Annotated in this window: 14 protein-coding genes; 7 read left to right on the forward strand and 7 right to left on the reverse strand. The window is 36.2% G+C overall.

Annotated features, from left to right (window positions below):
• Window positions 1-3: 3 nt before the first annotated feature.
• Window positions 4-642 carry an NAD(P)H-binding protein gene (locus BUE10_RS02095; RefSeq protein ID WP_073481807.1) on the reverse strand — a complete coding sequence of 213 codons (639 nt, stop codon included), beginning with the start codon at window positions 640-642 and terminating at the stop codon, window positions 4-6.
• A gap of 158 nt (window positions 643-800) precedes the next feature.
• On the opposite strand from BUE10_RS02095, the gene BUE10_RS02100 reads away from it, so the two are divergent.
• The 3 genes from BUE10_RS02100 to BUE10_RS02110 all read left to right on the forward strand — a co-directional run bounded on the left by BUE10_RS02100 (window position 801) and on the right by BUE10_RS02110 (window position 3,518).
• Window positions 801-1,820: an SDR family NAD(P)-dependent oxidoreductase gene (locus tag BUE10_RS02100; protein ID WP_073481810.1), complete on the forward strand. Its 1,020-nt coding sequence runs from the start codon at window positions 801-803 to the stop codon at window positions 1,818-1,820.
• An 81-nt stretch (window positions 1,821-1,901) separates the two neighbouring features.
• Window positions 1,902-2,714 carry a helix-turn-helix domain-containing protein gene (locus tag BUE10_RS02105; protein WP_073481812.1) on the forward strand — a complete coding sequence of 271 codons (813 nt, stop codon included), beginning with the start codon at window positions 1,902-1,904 and terminating at the stop codon, window positions 2,712-2,714.
• 213 nt (window positions 2,715-2,927) lie between these two features.
• Complete coding sequence (locus BUE10_RS02110) at window positions 2,928-3,518, forward strand: hypothetical protein (RefSeq protein WP_073481815.1); 591 nt, start codon at window positions 2,928-2,930, stop codon at window positions 3,516-3,518.
• Between the two features lie 97 nt (window positions 3,519-3,615).
• Here BUE10_RS02110 and BUE10_RS02115 read toward each other — a convergent pair whose 3' ends face one another.
• Window positions 3,616-4,383, reverse strand: coding sequence for a methyltransferase domain-containing protein (locus BUE10_RS02115; RefSeq protein WP_073481818.1), 768 nt, complete (start codon window positions 4,381-4,383; stop codon window positions 3,616-3,618).
• 186 nt (window positions 4,384-4,569) lie between these two features.
• On the opposite strand from BUE10_RS02115, the gene BUE10_RS02120 reads away from it, so the two are divergent.
• From BUE10_RS02120 to BUE10_RS02135, 4 genes are all read left to right on the forward strand, one after another.
• A complete protein-coding gene (locus BUE10_RS02120; RefSeq protein WP_073481820.1) occupies window positions 4,570-5,160 on the forward strand; it encodes a TetR/AcrR family transcriptional regulator in 591 nt (196 codons plus the stop codon).
• 77 nt (window positions 5,161-5,237) lie between these two features.
• Window positions 5,238-5,687: a PaaI family thioesterase gene (locus tag BUE10_RS02125; RefSeq protein WP_073481823.1), complete on the forward strand. Its 450-nt coding sequence runs from the start codon at window positions 5,238-5,240 to the stop codon at window positions 5,685-5,687.
• Between the two features lie 345 nt (window positions 5,688-6,032).
• Entirely contained in the window at window positions 6,033-7,835 is a 1,803-nt protein-coding gene (locus BUE10_RS02130; RefSeq protein ID WP_073481826.1) for a T9SS type A sorting domain-containing protein, read from the forward strand.
• Window positions 7,836-7,877: 42 nt separating this feature from the next.
• A complete protein-coding gene (locus BUE10_RS02135) occupies window positions 7,878-9,368 on the forward strand; it encodes a hypothetical protein (RefSeq protein WP_073481829.1) in 1,491 nt (496 codons plus the stop codon).
• 133 nt (window positions 9,369-9,501) lie between these two features.
• Here the strand turns inward: BUE10_RS02135 and BUE10_RS02140 are convergent, their stop codons facing one another.
• The 5 genes from BUE10_RS02140 to BUE10_RS02160 form a co-directional block, all read right to left on the reverse strand.
• Complete coding sequence (locus BUE10_RS02140; protein WP_073481831.1) at window positions 9,502-10,986, reverse strand: DUF1254 domain-containing protein; 1,485 nt, start codon at window positions 10,984-10,986, stop codon at window positions 9,502-9,504.
• Window positions 10,987-11,004: 18 nt separating this feature from the next.
• Window positions 11,005-13,437, reverse strand: a complete 2,433-nt coding sequence (locus BUE10_RS02145) for an arylsulfatase (RefSeq protein ID WP_073481834.1) — start codon at window positions 13,435-13,437, stop codon at window positions 11,005-11,007.
• Window positions 13,438-13,594: 157 nt separating this feature from the next.
• Entirely contained in the window at window positions 13,595-14,824 is a 1,230-nt protein-coding gene (locus tag BUE10_RS02150) for a PQQ-dependent sugar dehydrogenase (protein ID WP_073481836.1), read from the reverse strand.
• A gap of 379 nt (window positions 14,825-15,203) precedes the next feature.
• Window positions 15,204-17,408, reverse strand: coding sequence for a TonB-dependent receptor (locus BUE10_RS02155; protein WP_073481839.1), 2,205 nt, complete (start codon window positions 17,406-17,408; stop codon window positions 15,204-15,206).
• A 183-nt stretch (window positions 17,409-17,591) separates the two neighbouring features.
• Window positions 17,592-18,605: a zinc-binding alcohol dehydrogenase family protein gene (locus BUE10_RS02160; RefSeq protein WP_073481841.1), complete on the reverse strand. Its 1,014-nt coding sequence runs from the start codon at window positions 18,603-18,605 to the stop codon at window positions 17,592-17,594.
• Between the last annotated feature and the right edge of the window lie 248 nt (window positions 18,606-18,853).

Genomic DNA, 18,853 nt, shown 5'->3' on the forward strand with positions numbered 1-18,853 from the left:
GCACTAAAACTCGAAAATTTCTTTAAGTTCGATTATTTTCTTTCCGGTTGGAAGTATTTTTGGAGCCTTTACTAATTTCTGAGCCAAAAGCTGTGTTTCAAGCGGTTTAAATTTGGTAAGAATACCTATTGAATTCAGGATATTGAAAAGTTTAACCGAAATTTTTTCGCTAAGTCGGTCAGTATCTTCACGTACCAAAGGCCCCGGTCTAAAAATAATATATTGTTCAAAATTAAGTTCGGCGATATAATCTTCCAGCTTTCCTTTCATTTTAGAATAAAAAACACTGCTGTTGGCAGAAGCTCCGTAAGAAGAAACCAGTACAAAAGATTTTACTTCATTTTGTTTGGCAGCCGTTGCAAATGCAGCCGGGATATCAAAATCTATCTTCCATTGTTTTTCTTTTGATCCCGCAGCTTTTAAAGTTGTTCCGAGACAGGAAAACAAAACGCCTCCATTTATTTGATCCTTAAAAGATTCAATAGCATCAAAATTGACAATGTATTCTGTTAATTTAGAATGTTCCTTTCCCGAAGGTTTCCTAACAAAAGTTACGACAGAAGTATAATCATTATCCTTAAGCAGCTCGTCTACCAAAAATTTTCCGGTTGAGCCCGTAGCCCCAATTACCAATGCTTTCATAAATTCAAGTTTAATTGACTGGTTATAGCAGCGTTAAAGATACTTAAAACCAATGAATTTAAAATGACGTTTTAAACAAAGTAAATTGGCGTTTTAAACAAAATCGAAAGTTTTGCTTCTCTATAATTTTGCTTCATAACAATTAAACATTTATAAAAATGAAAACAAATAATTATCAGGGAGCATTACAAATCCCTTTACAATCAGGATTTAATGCAAAATCAACTGCTGCAGATGTAATTAAAGGAATTGACCTAACAGGAAAAATTGCTATTGTAACGGGCGGACACACGGGCATTGGTTTAGAAACTACTAAAACACTTGTAAATGCCGGAGCAACTGTAATTGTGGCGGCGAGAGATATTGCAAAAGCGCAAAAAAATCTTGACGGAATTGCCAATGTAGAGTTAGAAGCTTTAGATTTTATGAATCCGGATGCTATAGATTCGTTTGCATCAAAATTCCTTTCTTCAGGAAGACCGCTTCATCTTCTTATTAATAATGCAGGAATTATGTGGGTTCCGTTACGCAGAGACGAGCGCGGTTACGAATCGCAATTGGTAACCAATTATTTGGGGCAGTTTCAGCTTACAGCTAAATTATTTCCGGCATTAAAAAAAGCAAACGGAGCAAGAGTAATAAATGTATCTTCTTACGGACATCAAATGGCGCCGTTTAATTTTGATGATCCTAATTTTCTTCACCGTGAGTATCATACTTTACAAGGTTACGGGCAATCAAAAACGGCCTGTAATTTGTTTGCTTTAGAATTAGATAATCGTGCGAAAGACTTTAATGTAAGAGCCTATTCCGTACATCCGGGAAGTGTTTTGGGAACTGATTTAGGAAGAGACGAACCTATTGAATTATTCAAACAAATAGGAACGCATGATGAAGATGGAAATTTAAAACCAGAGGTTGCTGCTTTATTAAAAACGGTTCCTGAAGGCGCAGCAACTACAGTTTGGTGCGCTGTAAGCCCTTTATTGAACAATATTGGCGGTGTTTATTGTGAAGATGCTGATGTTGCCCGTTTAGATCTGGGAGATGTCGAACACAAATTTGATGATCCTTCAACCATATTTGGCGTTCAGCCTTATTCTGTAGATCAGGATAATGCAAAAAGGCTTTGGGATTTAAGCGAACGTTTGTTAGGAATGTCATTTGACGTTATTTAATCCATATTAGAAAATAATATACCGTCAGGATTTTTATCTTTGATATTCGAAGAAAAACCTGGCGGTTAAAACAGTTGTAAAATGGAACATATATCAAAATATTTAACTCCTGAAATCAAACTCTCTTGTTATGAAGATAAGTTCTTCAAATCTGATTTGGTTTTTGATGATCATATGTTGATTTGGTTTATTTCCGGAGAAACCAAAATCATACAAACCGATACCGTTTTTACTTTTAAAGCCGGAGATATTTTCCTTATTCCCAGAAATTTACTGGCAACTATTATCAATTATCCCAAAAATGGGCAGCCGCACAAAACAGTTGTCATGCATCTTTCGGTAAAACGTTTAAAAGAGTTTTATAAGAATGTTGATTTAAGTGCCAAAACAGGTTCTGAGCAAAAAATCATTTCTTATAGCAATCATCCGTTATTAGAAAGCTGTCTGGCGTCTTTAATGCCTTATTTTGATATTGAAGGCGATTTTCCCGAAGATATTGCGTCTTTAAAAATAACCGAAGCCATTACTATTTTAAGAACAATCGACAAACGAATAGATACTATTTTAGCGAGCTTTGATGAACCGGGCAAAATTGATTTAATTGATTTTATGCAGCGTAATTTTATGTTTAATATGCCAATGGAAAAATTGGGCTATTTAACAGGCCGCAGTTTATCTACTTTTAATCGGGATTTTAAGAAATACTTTAATACAACGCCTCAAAAGTGGCTTACCCAAAAAAGACTTGAATTAGCGCATTATCATATGGCAGAGAACAAAAAAAAGCCAACCGAAATTTATTACGAAGTGGGCTTTGAAAATCTGTCTCATTTCTCTTTTGCGTTTAAAAAACAATTTGGTTATTCGCCAACAGCATTGGCACATATTGAGTAACTTATTTTTTTGTTTTTGACTAAACAATTCTAATTTTTAAATCATCCTGATATGTAAACAAATCTTTACACTATTTTGATATGGTTATTACAAAACTTCTACTTCTGGCGATTTAATTGCTTTTTGAGGCAATAAATGGCTTAATCGATTGTTATAAATAGATATTTAGAAGTTAAAAAATGACTTCAAATGCATTTCAAAATAAATTTAAGTATGAAAAGAATATTGTTTTTAATGATAATTGGAGCTTCGCTGCACGTTGCTGCGCAGCAAGAAGTTAAAGGAAAATACCAGCCTATACAATCTAAAACTCCGGAAACTAAAGAAGTTATTCCGCCAACAGAGACGCCGCCGCCAAATGAACCTACTCTTGCAAAAGATCCGATCGTTTTAAAAATAAATCCAGAGGAACTTTTTAAGGATAACACGCTTTACAAAAGAGCAGCCAATGTTGAAGGCATTTTTTACAGACGAAATGAGTATTTAGGAGGATTTGTAACTAAATCAACAACCTCAACAATTCGTTATCGTGATGCCGCTTTTGTTGACGGCGATAAAATTAGAGTATATCTTAACGATAAAGTTATCGAACCAGAAGTGAGTTTGGTAGGAGAATTTAAAGGATTTAAAATAAATCTGGTGAAAGGAATGAACAAAATTGATTTTGAAGCCTTAAACGAAGGTTCGGCATCACCAAATACGGCCGAATTTCAGGTTTATGATGACAACGGAAAAGTGATTGAAGCCAGCCAATGGAATGTTGGTACAGGCTACAAGGCTGTAATTATTTTATATAAAGACTAAATTTTGACTATTAATTCAAAAAGCCTGTAGAGATAATCTACAGGCTTTTTACATTTCACTATTCACTTAGTACTAATCACTAATTACTATTCACTAATCACTCTTTTCTCCCATACATCAAAATCCTCTTAAAAGAATAAATAGCCGGAAGTTTAGGAAAATTTACTACTATTCTCTCTTTATATGTTTTAATAAAAAGTTCCTTTTGTTCTCCTTCAAGCCTTTCGATATAGGGAATTAATGCCGAACCCGAAATAAAATTATAAAGTGTTTCGTGATCGTCAGCAATAATTGGATACACTTTCTGTAGTATCTCAATATCCTTAAGGCCGCCCTCAAAAAGTATTTGTGCATATTCGTCAAGACCTAAAACAGGAGAATCTCTTTTATAACCTTTTAAATACGATTTAAACGGTTCTTCATCAACAAAGTCAGAAAGGATTTTATTGAGTTTATTTTCTGGCTGAACCGGCATTTGTACTGCAAACTGTCCATCTTTATGGAGTAATTTTAATAAATTCGAAAATAAACTTTCATGATCATTTGACCATTGCAGCGCGGCATTACTAAAAATCAAATCCCATTTTTCTCCTGAATTTATGGTTTCTTCTGTCGTTGCTTTTTTAAAATGCAGATTATTAGTTTCTAAGGATTTTGATTTCTCCAGCATTTCTGCAGAAGAATCTACGCCAAGAAAATGGGCCTCTTTAAATTTATCTGCCAAAATAGAAGTTTGCTCTCCCGTACCGCATCCCAAATCAATAGCCTTCATTCCGTTTTGGGGTTTTATGAATTCTATTAAATCATAAAACGGTTTGTACCGAATATCTTTAAACTTATTATAAACATCTGGATTCCAAGGCATATTTTACTATTTTTAATTGAAAATAATCATAACTGCAAACTCCCATTTTGCAAGAAATACTAAGATACTAAATTTCAATTTTTAGGGATTGAATCCAAATCACAATAATCTCATAAAAAATAATTTCATAAATCGATTCAAAATTATACCGATTGGTATATATTTGTGTAACTAAATCATTTCACGATGAGTAAAGCAGAAAAAACCAAGCAATTTATAATAGAAAAAACTGCTCCCATCTTTAATACAAAGGGTTACAGCGGTACATCTATTAATGATATGACCACAGCAACGGGTCTTACAAAAGGAAGTATTTACGGAAATTTTGAAAATAAAGATGAAGTAGCCATCGCTTCTTTTAAGTTTAATGTGAAAAAGCTCCATGATGTTTTAAGTCGGGAAATTGAAAAGCAAAGAACTTTTAAAGAAAAATTGTTGGTTTATCCTCGTGTTTATGCTAAATACAAAAGTCTGGACGTAACACTTGGCGGATGCCCAATTTTAAATACTGCCATAGAATCTGATGACACACATCCGGTTCTTAAAAAATATGCAGAGAGAACGCTGCTTTATTGGAAAGAAAAATTAATGTACCTCGTCAATCAAGGTATAAATGCAGGAGAATTTAAAGCAAAGTCAATTAATGCAGAAAATACAGCTTTAACTATAATTGCTTTAATTGAAGGTGGGATGATGATAAGCAAGTTAACGGGAAATGATACCGATTTATCTGCCATAATGCTTTCGCTTTATAAAATTATCGAAGGCTTAGAATAATGTAATAATCAACGATTGCTTTTTTTACACAAAAAAATATACCGATTGGTATAATTGCTAATTTTAAATTTAAAATAATGAAAACAAAAACAAGATTAGAAGTATTGCAAGATCACATTGGCGGCGAATTTGTGCTTTCGCCTTCTCCATTTATGCTTTGGATGAAACCCATTGTTGTTGTGGCTGAACCTGGAACGGTGACTTTTAAATATTTAGTTAGAGAGGAAATGACCAACCCAATTAAGTCTTTACACGGCGGAGTAACGGCAGCAATTGTGGATGATTGCATTGGGGCGACTTTATTTTCGCTTGACGAGGAACATTTTTATACCACAATAAACCTAACTATTGATTACTTCGCTCCTGCTCATTCTGGAGATAATATTCTTGCCAAAACGTCTATAATAAAAAAAGGAAAACAATTCGTGAATGCCCAATGTGAAATTTGGAATGAAACTGAAACAAGGCTGATTGCGAGAGGATATTCTAATCTTTTTAAAACCAATGTAATCAAAAAAGTTCTTTGATATCGATTCACTTTTATAAGATATGGGGCGTAAAAATGGAAATTATATAACATCTGCAGGAAATTATATAAAAAACTGAATTGCATACCACTTAAATTTGAGTATAGTAAATTTCTTAAATATTTGATTTATTACAACTAATAAGTAAGTATTTTTCTAGTTAGTAAACTAATTCACGCAGCTTTTTTTTACAATTAAATTAGTTTACAATCGTACTTTACTTTCCGTTTTTCATAAAAGTGAATTCTTAATCATGCGGGTAAGGAAACAGCAACTATTTGCTGCAGGCAGAAATATATAATTAAGGGTTTCAAGAGCATCTAATTTTTAACTAAACTAAAGATTATGAAAAAGTTTGCCTTATTAATTTATATGATTTCTATTCAAAGTTTTGGACAGATTTATGTTGGTGCAAGTACTCCCGTATATGTAAAAAGTCAAGTTCTTTACGTGCAGCAGGATATAAACTTAGCCGCAAATTCAAACTTATATCTGCGTAATTTATCTCAACTGGTTCAGGGTACAACAGGAACTTCAACTAATGTAGGAACCGGAATCGTGTCTGTGTATCAGGAAGGAAGCGCAGATAATTTTGACTACAATTACTGGTGTTCTCCCGTAGGCACTAATGTAGCGGCAGGTGGCAACCAGAATTTTGGCATTACCCTGTTAAACAGGCCAACGACTTCGACTGCTTCGACTGCTGCAACAATTCTTCCGTTAGCTAGTTTGGACGGAACTGCAAATCCGCTGGCTATTGCTTCACGATGGATTTATAAATTGACCAACGCCAATAGTTATTCGCAATGGGTTCAGGTTGGAACTACAACCACGCTGGCACCCGGTGAAGGTTTTACGATGAAAGGAACCAGCGGGACTGATGCTGTAGATCCTGAAGGAACTGGAGCAAATAATCCCGGAGGAACTGGCGCACAGCGTTATGATTTTAGAGGAAAACCTAATGACGGAAATATTACTGTTACAGTTGGCGCAGCCAATGCCTCTACTTTAACTGGAAATCCGTACCCGTCTGCACTGCATTTAAATGCTTTTTTATTAGATCCTTTAAATAATGCCTGTACCGGAATTGCTTATTTCTGGGAACAGGACAAAACCGTAAACTCTCATTTAATTCGTGCTTACAGAGGCGGATACGCCACTTATTCTCCCGGAAGTTTAGGTTCAAACGGTATTTATGTTCCTGGTACTTTTAACAGTTATAATGGCGATGGTTCGTTGAATACTGTTGGTACTTCATCAGGACTTATGCGCCAGCGTAAATACGCGCCTATTGGGCAGGGTTTTGTGATTAAAGGAGTTGCAAACGGAACGGTAACATTTAGAAATTCGTACCGAATATTTTATAAAGAAGGCGAAAGTTTGTCGGAATTTGAAAAACCAGCAAAAGACAAAACTACGAATAAAACTGAAGAAAAGGAAACATCAGAAAAAGCATCAAATGATATTCCGCACATCAGGATAAATGCTATTATCAACAACGAATTTACAAGACAGCTGGCTCTTGCTTTTTTACCCGAAGCTACTGACGGTGTTGACAGAGGTCTTGACGCTGTAAGCATGGATAACTTTCCCAGCGATACTTTCTTTTTGATGGAAGGAAAAAATTATATTATTACAGGCACTAATTTTGACGTTACCAAACAAATTCCTTTAACCGTAAAGGCCGAAGCCAGCACGACTCTTAAATTTTATATTCCTGAAGTTATAAACTTCGACCCTGCACAAAAAATATTTATATATGATGCCGTAGATGCATCGTATCACAATATTAAAACCGGAAATTATGAAGTTACAATTCCGCCCGGCGTATTTCCTGATCGTTTCAAAATTACTTTTACAGATAAATCACTGGGCACTAATGAAGAAACTAAAAGTAATTTTTTCATTATGCAGGACAATTCACACCGATTATTAAAAGCTTCAAATCCGGATTTCATTGCATTTAAATCATTTTACCTTTATGATATTGCTGGTAAAACAGTACAATCTAAAGAGAATTTGGGTGCTGAAGAAAATTATAGTTTCTCTACTTCCGGTTTAAGTTCCGGGGTTTATATTGCGACCTTCATAACTGTCGATAATGAAAAAATTGCCCAAAAAGTAATCATTTCTAATGCAGGAAATTAATAATGTTTTTTATTGCTTTTCAACTCTCTAAAACCTGAAATTATGAAAAATATAGCCTCAACAAATTGCAGAACACTATTAATATTTACTTTTTTCTTTTTATCATATATTGCAAATGCACAAATAGGGATTGGAACAGTTACACCTGATGCCAGTTCTGTTTTAGATATTGCATCGACAAGTCAGGGAATGCTGGCTCCCAGAATGACAACAGTACAAAGAAATGCAATAACTTCTCCTGCTGACGGATTAATTGTTTATGATACTGATTTAAAAGCTTTTTACCATTATTCTTCAGGTTCAACATCATGGTTAGTTATCAGCAGTGGTACAAGTCCAAGAATAAATTTTAAACGTATAAAATCTACAGATAATTTAGCAACCGTTCTCGCAACTGAGCTGTCAAACGGCGGAGGAACTAAATACCTTTTAACCTCCAACACATTATATGAAATAAATGGTCTTGTTATATTCAATTTACCAATTGAAATCAATAATGCATACGTTCAAGGATTAGATTCTAATGAGGATATTATACTTAGAACATCAGGAAATATTTTTGAAGGTGCTACAGGCGGAAATATAAAAAATGTTACACTTAGAGCCGTAACCGGGAGTATTTTTAACCTGAGTGGAACAGCAGCTCAAAATTTAGTTTTTAGGGACTGTGTCGTTGCCAACTCAGCCAGTGTGGGGACAATATCTGGTTTTGGATTGGTGTTTTTTAGTATTGTTCAATTTTCAGGAAATACAACCGGTATCACTTACAATAATATAACGCAGCTGTTACTAAGTAACATGGGCTGGTTTGGCAATAATACAGGAACCTACGAAAAACTAACCGGAACATTTACATTGGTAGAAAAACAAGGCGGTTTTAGTCAGGTTGACGGTACTGCGATAGGATTTGATGTTTCTACATCCGGACTTACCATCTCTGGAGATGCAGTATTAGAATCTGTAGTATTTACGGGTACAAACACAACAGGATATGTAAAACCCTATACAACGGGAACGTATACGGGATTTAATTTTAATAATAGCTGGAGTGTAAGATCAGCAGGAATACCAACAGAAACAGACGCAAATGCTACAGCCGATTTTGCGATGGATTATGCTGTTGGATTAGGCCTTTCAGTCAGTTTTACAAATGGTGCTAATCCAAGTAATATAGTAAAAGTAGGCTCAGGAACGCCTACTACAACATATTCAAATCTATTTAGATTTTCAACTGATGCTGCAAATCGTTTACGTTATCTGGGGAAAAAGAAAAGAATTTTCCAGGTTGGAGGATCTATCTCTTTTCAGGTACCTGCTGCCGGTATATACATCATTTATATTGCTAAAAATGGAACTGCCATAAGTCAATATAAAGTTTACGGAAGAGGACTGGCTGCAAATGATATTATTGTACTGCCATTAAATGCAACCACAGAATTAGTTAACAATGATTATATCGAAGTTTTTGCCCAGCGATACAGCGGAAGCAACGGAGATATTATTGTACCCAATATGACAGTTACAATTGAATAGTATTGTTAGTGATTAGTGAAAAGTAATTAGTGATTAGTTACTATATAGATATAAAAAAGCTCAATTTTTAAATTGAGCTTTTATTGTTATTTCGCTTTTCTCTAATCATTCTTCACTAATTACTTTTCACTAATCACTCAACAAGTTCAAAATCCCCAGGTTTCCAACTTCCGTTAAAAGCACCCGCCTCTGGGCCGTAAATTCTAAAATAAGCAAACCAGCCTCTGTCAGGCAGTGTTTTTATCCATTGTCCTTCTTTTCCCTGAGGAGCTTTAGGGCCAAAATACAAATCGATACTCTTTCCTCCTATTTTATCTTTCAATTCAAATAAAGAGCGCAGGGCCGCTTTATTTTGATCTGTTATAACCTGACTTCTCGTAAGAGCATCATAAATAGTTACCGACCAAAAAAGCTTTGCAGGAACAGGCGTAGGAATAGTTAATTTATATGTTTTTCCACCATCAACATATTTTCCTGTGCCGTCTTTAAGCCCAAGCCAGTATAACGACCCAGAGCCTTCTTTTCTGCGAAACATTGAAGGAGAGGCTCCAATAGCCTGATAAAACCATGTTTCGCGACCATCAAGATCAACATAGTTTTGGGTATTGAAGTCTCCGTCTTCAAATCTTAAGCCAACCCATTCCCATTTTCTGTCATTCCATACTACTTTATCAGGGCGGCGGTCGGCAAACGATTGTACTCTCATTTGCGCATTAGCTATTTTCGCCGCTTTTTCGAGTATTCCTTTCAAACGTGCATCGGGTTTAAAAGGTTTTCCTTTTATAATGCCTAATACAGCAAGTTCTCCGTAATAATTTCGATACCCATCATAAGCAGGTTCACGCTGAATTACATCATTTAGCGCTTCCCAGTATTTAATATTATTTTCCCATGCAACAGGCGTTGTATTTTGAGGTTTATCTGTAAGTTCCAGCCAGGTTGGTTCTTTCCAGTCTGCTGCTTTGTTTAACGGATATACTTTTACCGTTTTAATGCGTTCCATTGCCGCTTTTACATCACCGCCTACAGGAAGTGACCGTATTCCAACCGTAAGATTGTTGGATGAAGATTTCCATACATGATAACCAGAACCCGGAACAGAACCTTTATAAGCAGGTGGCAGTAATAAATGTTTTCCGCCATTTCCAGCATCGGGACCCGGAATTCCCATATCGGCAACCCATCGCTGATTTACGTCCATAGCAACCACAATAAGCGGCCCTTTAGGAACATCAATTATCATAGGCCCTTTAGACAAATCGATTGGAATTGGCCCATAAGGAGTATCAGAATTTAATGTAAATCCTATTTGTCCCGGTTTTGTATCTAATGTTCCAAATGAACTGTTTGGTATGATTTTAATAGAGTCATTCCCTTTTACCAAACCTTCACCCGAAACTGTTGGATAGAAAAATTTATAAGCTTGTACAGCACGGCTTAAATCAGCATCATCGTATGCTTTTTGTATTGTTTTTTCGGTTGGATAACCTCCAACAAATTCATAACCGTCTGAACTGGAAGCTGACGAATTACTGCCTGAATCTACAGCGTCAGATTCTTTTTTACAGCTGCTTAAAACAAGAAGAAGCAGACTCAGATATAGAAATAGCTTTTTCATAAAAAATGGTTTTATTAATTATTTCGCTTTCACAGATTTTCCTGTTTTTGACCCTTTATCTTCACTCAGGTTATAGGTCACTTTTTCAATTTTTCCGGTAAACTCAAAAGGAAGTTTATAATTAAAATCGACTGGAGAACCTACATCCATCCCCACATCTAAACCTTCATTAAGAGATATTTGAAGCGGAATTGTTCTTTCCAGATGTTCTTCCCCTACTTTTTTGCCATTAACAAGCAGCGTAACTGTTGCGCCTTTTCCTCTTTCTTCTCCTTTACCTTCGTATTTAAAATCAACAACCAGTTTTACTTTTCCTTTTGGCAGCACTTCATTTCCTGAAACTGTTGGGCGTTCCAGAGCAAGATTATTGTAAACAAAGTTTGGTTTTCCGTTTTGCACATACAGTCCGTATCCGCCCACTAAACCTCCGTGTGTTACAATCATTCCTTCTGCTCCATTGTCAGGAACATCAATATCTGCCGTAATCGACCATGATTTATTGAGAATACGCGGCGCGGCTTCGTTTGGCAAACCCACTTGTCCGGAATAATAAGTAAAAGTATTCGTGTCTCCGGCCAGCGTTGGTCTTCCCATTAATTCACCGTTAAGTCTTTCAACAGCACGCCAATCCAGCGGAAGTACATTATATTTCGCCGCTTCGACCCACCATAAATCCTGCAGTTCTCTTAATTTCTGCGGATTTTTTGCTGCCAAATCATTTGCCTGACTAAAATCTTCATCGACTTTATAAAGTTCCCATTTTTGTTTATCGGGATCAAATGCACCACGATTTGGGTTCCAAGGCGCAAATGATAATGCCGAAGCCATCCAGCCATTATGATAAATCCCTCTGTTTACGGCCAGTTCAAAATATTGGGTCGTATGTTTTTCTTTTGCTTTGGCATCATTAAAAGTATAAGCAAAACTGATTCCTTCAATAGGCTTTTGAGTAATACCGTTTACAACTTGCGGAGGTGTGATCCCAATAACATCATAAATTGTTGGCACAACATCAATGGTATGCGTAAACTGGCTTCTTAAACCTCCTTTGTCTTTAATTTTTGCCGGCCATGAAATAATCATCGGATTTCTTGTTCCTCCAAAATGACTGGCAACCTGTTTTGTCCATTGAAATGGCGTATCCATTGCCCACGCCCATTCTGCCGTAAAATGATTAAAATGTTTTGGTCCGCCCAATTCGTCTATCACTTTAAGGTTATCCTGCCATTTTTCGGGAATTCCGTTAAAAAACAAATTTTCATTTACAGATCCTTCAATTCCACCTTCGGCACTTGCTCCGTTATCTCCGGCAATGTAAATGATAATGGTATTATCTGCATCCGGCAGTTGTTTTACAGCATCGACCACTCTTCCCATTTCATAATCACAATGCGAACCGTAGGCTGCAAATACTTCCATCATTCTGGCATACAAACGTTTTTGATCGGCATTGAGTGAACTCCACGCAGGCAGGCTCTCCGGTCTTGTCGTAAGTTTTGCATCAGCAGGAATAACACCCAGCTTTTTCTGTCTTTCAAAAGTCTGCTCTCTGTAAGCATCCCATCCCATATCAAATTTACCCTTGAACTTGTCTATCCATTCTTGCGGAGCATGATGCGGTGAATGTGCCGCGCCTGGCGCAACGTATAAAAAATAAGGTTTATCTGGTGCGATCGATTTTACTTTTTGAACCCAGGCAATAGCATGGTCTGCAAGATCGACCGTCATATGGTAGTTTGGGTCCTGAGAAGCCGGAACAAGATTTCGGTTCTCAAACAAAACCGGGTTCCAATGGTTCATATCTCCCGAATTAAATCCGTAAAAATATTCAAAGCCCAAACCATTTGCCCAGCGGTCAAAAGGCCCTGCTTCGCTGGTTTCCCAAGCGGGTGTATTGTGATTTTTACCAATCCATGCTGTCATGTAACCATTTTGACGTAAAACTTCGGCAATAGTTGCTGCATTTTTGGGCAGTATGCAAACTGCACCATCATAACCTGTAGCCGCTTCTGTAATTCCTGAAAAAGAAACCGAATGATGATTTCGTCCTGTTATTAAGGCTGCACGCGTTGGACTGCAGAGCGCTGTGGTATGAAATTTATTGTAACGAATTCCTTCTGCCGCCAGTTTATCCATTGTTGGCGAAGGTACGCCTCCGCCAAAAGTGCTAAACTGTCCAAATCCCGAATCATCTAATAAAATTAACACCACGTTTGGAGCGCCTTTTGGTGCTTTTACAGGCTGAGGGAATTGCGGCGGATCTGAATCCAGATAAGTTCTGCCTACATATCCCGAAAAGTGAAAATCGGGTTGTGGTAAAACTTTTGGAGTTTCTGGTTTGTCATTTTCTTGGCTAAAAGTAAACTGCGTACCAAGAATTACAAATAATAGAAGTGCTGCCTTATTTTTTATGAAAATTAAGGCAGTATCCCAAATGAGATTTGTTTTCATGATTTGTTGTTTTAAAGGATAACTAAGTTACAACTTACTAACAACCAAAATCTTACAAACACGTTTCATATTATAACTTGAAACCTTTTTCTCAAATCATTTCAAAAAAAATGGCGCATATAGCGCCATTTTATAATTTATAATTAACAATTGATAATTACTTCTTATCTATTTTATAAAGTCTTCCCTGATCTGTTACCGCATACAAAGCACCATCTGCACCTTGCGTAATATCTCTAAAACGCTGGCCTTCGCTGGCCAATAATCTTTCTTCTCCAACTACTTTATTATCTCTAATAACAAGTCGGGCAATATGCGTAGCGCTTAATGAACCAATAAAAAGATTATTTTGCCATTCCGGCACACGATTTCCTGAATAGAAAGTCATGCCGCTAGGAGAAATCACAGGATCCCAGTAATAAACCGGCTGTTCCATTCCCGCTTTTTGTTGAATAGCGTCGCCAATTGGCTGTCCGCTGTATTCAATTCCGTAGGTAATCGTTGGCCATCCATAATTTGTTCCCGCTTTCAAACGATTGATTTCGTCACCACCTCTTGGTCCGTGTTCACTCTCCCAAATTTCTTTCGTAACCGGATGTATAGCAAGCCCCTGCGGATTTCTATGTCCGTATGTGTATATTTCTGGCAAAGCATTTGCGCCGCCAAAAGTTGGATTTCCGGGTGCAGCCTGTCCGTCTTTTGTAATTCTGACTACTTTACCAAGACTTGCCGTTAAGGATTGTGCCAAAGGTCGGGTTTGCAATACAGAACGTTCTCCCGTACTTACCACAAGATTTCCGGTTTGATCAAACAGAATTCTTCCTCCATAATGCAAATCGCTAGGATTTGCAGGACTTGAACGATAAATTATGGTTGCGTTTTCGATAGTTTTTTCGTCGTTTGCCAGTTTTCCTTTTGCAACAGCTGAAATATTTCCGCCTGTTACGGCTTCAGAAAATACCCAATAAATCATTTTGTTTGTTGTATAATCAGGATCAAGGCATAAACCTAATAAACCTCCCTGATTCGCAGGATTTACAGCTGGTAAACCTGTAATTGGCGCGCTGACCACTCCGGCAGTTGTCACGATACGTAATGTTCCCGTTGTTTTTTGAGTAACCAAAAGTCGGCCGTCAGGAAGCACTTTCACGCCCCACGGACTTGTAAGTGCCGATGTAATGATTTCTGTTTTAAATTCTGTATTGGTAGTCATACCGTTAATTCTGGTCTGGCCAGAAAAAGCAGGTTTATATTGTGTATTTGCAGGATTAGTTTCTACAGGATCGGTTACGGTTCCGCCTCCATTTTCAGGATCATCATCGTTGTTGTTGCAGTTAAAGGCAAATAATGCACTCGAAAGAATCAAAATGTACTTTAAATTTTTCATAGTAGATATTTATTAAATTAATTTGGGTTATAGCTTCAAATATCCAAAATAAAAATTCAAAAATTTTATATAATTTAAGGAAAGGCTTACAGAATTCTTATTGTAAAAACTTTGTATTTAGCTATCACTATCATTCCATAGGAATGTTTCGTTGGTAGAAAAAACAATAATTGTCTGGGTTTACGTTCCATAGGAACGTTTGACACATTCAGATAATTAAAAAATGACATTAAAACCAAACGTTCCTACGGAACGTAAAATAATAATAACATATTTTTTTCTACCGACGAGATGTCCCTCTGGAACATAGAAATATTATACAAAAAATAAGGGCTGTCTCAACTTTTGAGACAACCTTCCTTCTATTTTTTTGGATCCTCTACCAGCTGTATTTCAATATCAATCTGGCATTAAATGGTGTTCCTGCCGTAAGGTGAATTTCTTCTACAGGATCCGTTTCATTTGCTAAACGGGATTCTGTTAAAAATTGCGTTTCCTTCCATTTTGTATTAAAAATATTGTCGATGTTTACCCCTATCGAAACTTTTTTAATTTGATAATTTACAGAGAAATCTGTGATGCAATATCCTTTTGCCACAACCGAATTATCTTCATTCGCCGGACGATCACCCAAAAATCGTGTTCTTAAACTTCCCGAAAACCCTTTTAAATCCTTCACCGAAAATCCGTTCATTAAAGTATGAACCGGAGCAAGCGGTAAATAATCATTTCCTTTTGGTTCGTCAATTGATCTGGCGTGTGTATACGTATAATCGGTATTCCAAAATAACCAGTTTGTTAATTGGTATCTAAAACCAAAATCAAAACCTTTACGTTCTGTTTTTCCGCTTGGTTCAACAACCGCTTCGTCGCCCACATACACAAATTCTTGCGCTAAATACAAATACCAAATTGCTGAGTTTACAATCATTCTTGGAAACGGTTTCCAGTTAATTCCTAAATCGGCACCGTAGGTTTCAGGCAGGATTTTTTCGCCTTTCTGCGCCACAACTACGCGTGTATCATTACTGTGAAATCCTTTTCCTAATTTTAAAAAATACTGAAGTTTATCATTTTGAGTATATAGGAAATTTAGTTTTGGGCTTACAATCGCTTTTGTCTGCGTTTGATTTGTATAAGTTGAAGCCAGTTGATCTTCATATCCAAACTTGAAATAATCCAAGCGAACACCTGAATTAATCAGCCATTTTCCTGATGTAAAATCAAAACTGGTGTAACTAAAAAGGTTAGTTTGGTTTACGCTTCCTAAACTCAAATATTCTAAAACCGTTTTTCGGCTTAAAGTATGCGACAATTCTACATCTTTATTGTTGTCGTTTCTTAATCCTGCACCTAATTTAAAAAGCCATTTTTCGTTTAGCTTCTCATTATACTCCGACTGAAAACCAACAATGGTTCTGTTTTCTTTTTGTTTGATTTGGTCGCCGTTTACAGGATCATTCAGGAAAAAAGTAAAATTCGAATACAATTCAAAATCATATTTACTCAAATATGCCGTGTTTTTAATATGTGCGTTTTCGTCAATTTTGGCATCATATTGCAGGTTGAAATTGGTTCTTCCCGTATTTCCGCCTTCATTTGGATCAATTGCTCCATAGTGCGAAATTGTTCCGTCGTTTACTGCACGGTCCGGAATTTGTCCGCTGGCATCCCATTGACTTTTAAAATGCGAAACAGCAATTGCCAGTTTATCTCCGTTATTCATTTTTGCAGCATATTTTCCAAACAAATTAATTCGGTTAAAGTTTTGCGGCGCATCAAAATAACCATCGGTCATCATGTATTCTCCCGCAAAATATGCCGACTGATTTTCCTTATTCAGTAAATTGAACAAAGCCACAGTACGAAAAGTATCAAACTGTCCGCCCTCAAAAGACAGTGAACTGTTTTGCAAAGCATTTTTAGTATTAAAACCAACATATCCCGCCGTTGTAAAATCACCTTTATCTGCAAAATAAGAACCTTTATCAAAATCGATATTATCTACCGTTTCCGGAATCACAAAATGAAGATCGGCGTAACCTTGTCCGTGTGCGTGCGAAACCATATTAACCGGCATCCCGTCTACCGTAACATTAATATCCGTACCGTGATCGCAGTCAAAACCACGCAGAAAAATCTGCTCTGCTTTTCCCCCGCCCGCGTGCTGGCCAATAAAAAGCCCCGGAACTTTACGCAATAAATCCTGCGAGTTAGATACTGGCTGAATTTCTAAATCTATTTTTGAAATTGTATTAAGATATTTCAAATTGTTGGTAATCGTAACTTCTTCCAGTAAAAAAGGTTTTTCTTCTAATTGAATTGAAAGTAAATCAGTTGCAGAAATTTTTATTTTCTGTGTAATAAATCCTTGTTTTGAAATTTGAAGGCTGTCGTCGATTTTAGTTTCTTCTAAAGTGAATTTTCCGTTTATGTCTGTGTGAGCGTGTGTTTTAGAAATCAAATTCCGAATCAAAACATCAGATAATGGTTTTCCGTTTGCACCATTTACAGTCCCAGAAACTGCTTGTGATTTTGCCGAAAAAGAGAGGATAAAAACAGAGAAAACGAATAAGAATCGCATGTAGTAAGTTTTGGTATTGGATCGCAAAAATACTATTCTAGCTTTTGGAATGCAATTAATTTTAAATACATAACTGTGCGTGTAAAGCTTTGTCAAAGTTTAAAACTTTGACAAAGCTGCTGAGTTTTTAAACAAAAAAATCCCATTATAAAATGGGATTTCTTTAATTTTCTAAAAATGCAATTAATATTTAATAGCAATTTTACCAATCGTTTTTCCGGATTCTAAAAGCTGATGCGCTTTTTTAAGATTCTCTGCAGAAAGTCCTTTATAGGTTTCTTTTAAAGTTGTTTTTAAAACACCTTCGTCTAATAAATCGGCGATTTTATTTAAAATATGATGCTGTTCGATCATATCTTCCGTTTGAAACATCGAACGTGTGTACATCAATTCCCATGAAAAGGAAACACTTTTACTTTTCAATTTATTTAAAACAACAGGTTCTGCACTTCCGGTAATCGAAGCAATATGTCCTTGTGGTTTAATTAATTCCGACATAATATCCCAATATGCATTGGTATCAACAAAATCTAAAATAAAATCTACTTGCTGAAAACCAGCTTCTCTAACCGAAGCAATTAAATCTTTATGATCTACAACAAAATCGGCTCCTTGCTGTTTGCACCATTTTATTGTTTCCGGACGCGAAGCTGTAGCAATTACATTTAAACCAGCGATTTTCTTTGATAGCTGAATGGCGATAGAACCAACACCGCCGGCACCTCCGATAATTAAGATTGATTTTCCTTTGTCTTTCTCAGGATTGATTCTGATTCTGTCAAAAAGGATTTCCCAGGCTGTTAAACCGGTTAACGGAATCACGGCAGCTTCTGCATTCGTTAATGATGTTGGTTTATTACCTACAATTCTTTCGTCAACAATTTGAAATTCGGCGTTACTTCCTTGTTTTGTTAAATCTCCGGCGTAATAAACCGGATCGCCAACTTCAAATAAAGTTACTTTTTCTCCAACTGCCTGTACAATTCCTACGGCATCCCAGCCAATAATTTTTGGGTTTTCCAGAACGGTATCTTTTGCAGCACTCTGGCGAATTTTAAAATCAACCGGATTTACGGAGATTGCATCAATTTTTACTAATAAATCGTGCGCTCCGGGTATGGGTTTTGCAGTTTCAAATTCTATAAAACTGTCTTTTTCTTCTATGGGTAATGATGATTTGAATCCTATTGCTTTCATCGTTTTTTTTATTTTTGGTTTAAAATATACTAACAAAGATACGAGTCGTTTGATTCTTAAAACTGGTATATTTTTATTTTATATTGGTACAAATTCAGCAATTTGAAAAGGTTCTGAGATGCTAAGTTTTTTATTTCACGCAGATTTTACAGATTTAGGCAGATTAAAAAGATCTGCGTTTATCTGCTTAAATCTCTTTTAAATCTGCGTGAAAAAACATTTTTAAAAAGTAAATTTGCTTAAAAATC

Origin of the sequence: Flavobacterium sp. CF108, assembly GCF_900129795.1 — a bacterium.
Classification (GTDB): domain Bacteria; phylum Bacteroidota; class Bacteroidia; order Flavobacteriales; family Flavobacteriaceae; genus Flavobacterium.

What these genes read in the sequence shown, in the direction of transcription:
- BUE10_RS02100 (WP_073481810.1), top strand. Translation starts at nt 801, where the DNA reads ATGAAAACAAATAATTATCAGGGAGCATTACAAATCCCTTTACAATCA.
- BUE10_RS02095 (WP_073481807.1), bottom strand. Translation starts at nt 642, where the DNA reads ATGAAAGCATTGGTAATTGGGGCTACGGGCTCAACCGGAAAATTTTTG.
- BUE10_RS02145 (WP_073481834.1), bottom strand. Translation starts at nt 13,437, where the DNA reads ATGAAAACAAATCTCATTTGGGATACTGCCTTAATTTTCATAAAAAAT.
- BUE10_RS02150 (WP_073481836.1), bottom strand. Translation starts at nt 14,824, where the DNA reads ATGAAAAATTTAAAGTACATTTTGATTCTTTCGAGTGCATTATTTGCC.
- BUE10_RS02125 (WP_073481823.1), top strand. Translation starts at nt 5,238, where the DNA reads ATGAAAACAAAAACAAGATTAGAAGTATTGCAAGATCACATTGGCGGC.
- BUE10_RS02105 (WP_073481812.1), top strand. Translation starts at nt 1,902, where the DNA reads ATGGAACATATATCAAAATATTTAACTCCTGAAATCAAACTCTCTTGT.
- BUE10_RS02135 (WP_073481829.1), top strand. Translation starts at nt 7,878, where the DNA reads ATGAAAAATATAGCCTCAACAAATTGCAGAACACTATTAATATTTACT.
- BUE10_RS02130 (WP_073481826.1), top strand. Translation starts at nt 6,033, where the DNA reads ATGAAAAAGTTTGCCTTATTAATTTATATGATTTCTATTCAAAGTTTT.
- BUE10_RS02115 (WP_073481818.1), bottom strand. Translation starts at nt 4,383, where the DNA reads ATGCCTTGGAATCCAGATGTTTATAATAAGTTTAAAGATATTCGGTAC.
- BUE10_RS02155 (WP_073481839.1), bottom strand. Translation starts at nt 17,408, where the DNA reads ATGCGATTCTTATTCGTTTTCTCTGTTTTTATCCTCTCTTTTTCGGCA.
- BUE10_RS02160 (WP_073481841.1), bottom strand. Translation starts at nt 18,605, where the DNA reads ATGAAAGCAATAGGATTCAAATCATCATTACCCATAGAAGAAAAAGAC.
- BUE10_RS02110 (WP_073481815.1), top strand. Translation starts at nt 2,928, where the DNA reads ATGAAAAGAATATTGTTTTTAATGATAATTGGAGCTTCGCTGCACGTT.
- BUE10_RS02140 (WP_073481831.1), bottom strand. Translation starts at nt 10,986, where the DNA reads ATGAAAAAGCTATTTCTATATCTGAGTCTGCTTCTTCTTGTTTTAAGC.
- BUE10_RS02120 (WP_073481820.1), top strand. Translation starts at nt 4,570, where the DNA reads ATGAGTAAAGCAGAAAAAACCAAGCAATTTATAATAGAAAAAACTGCT.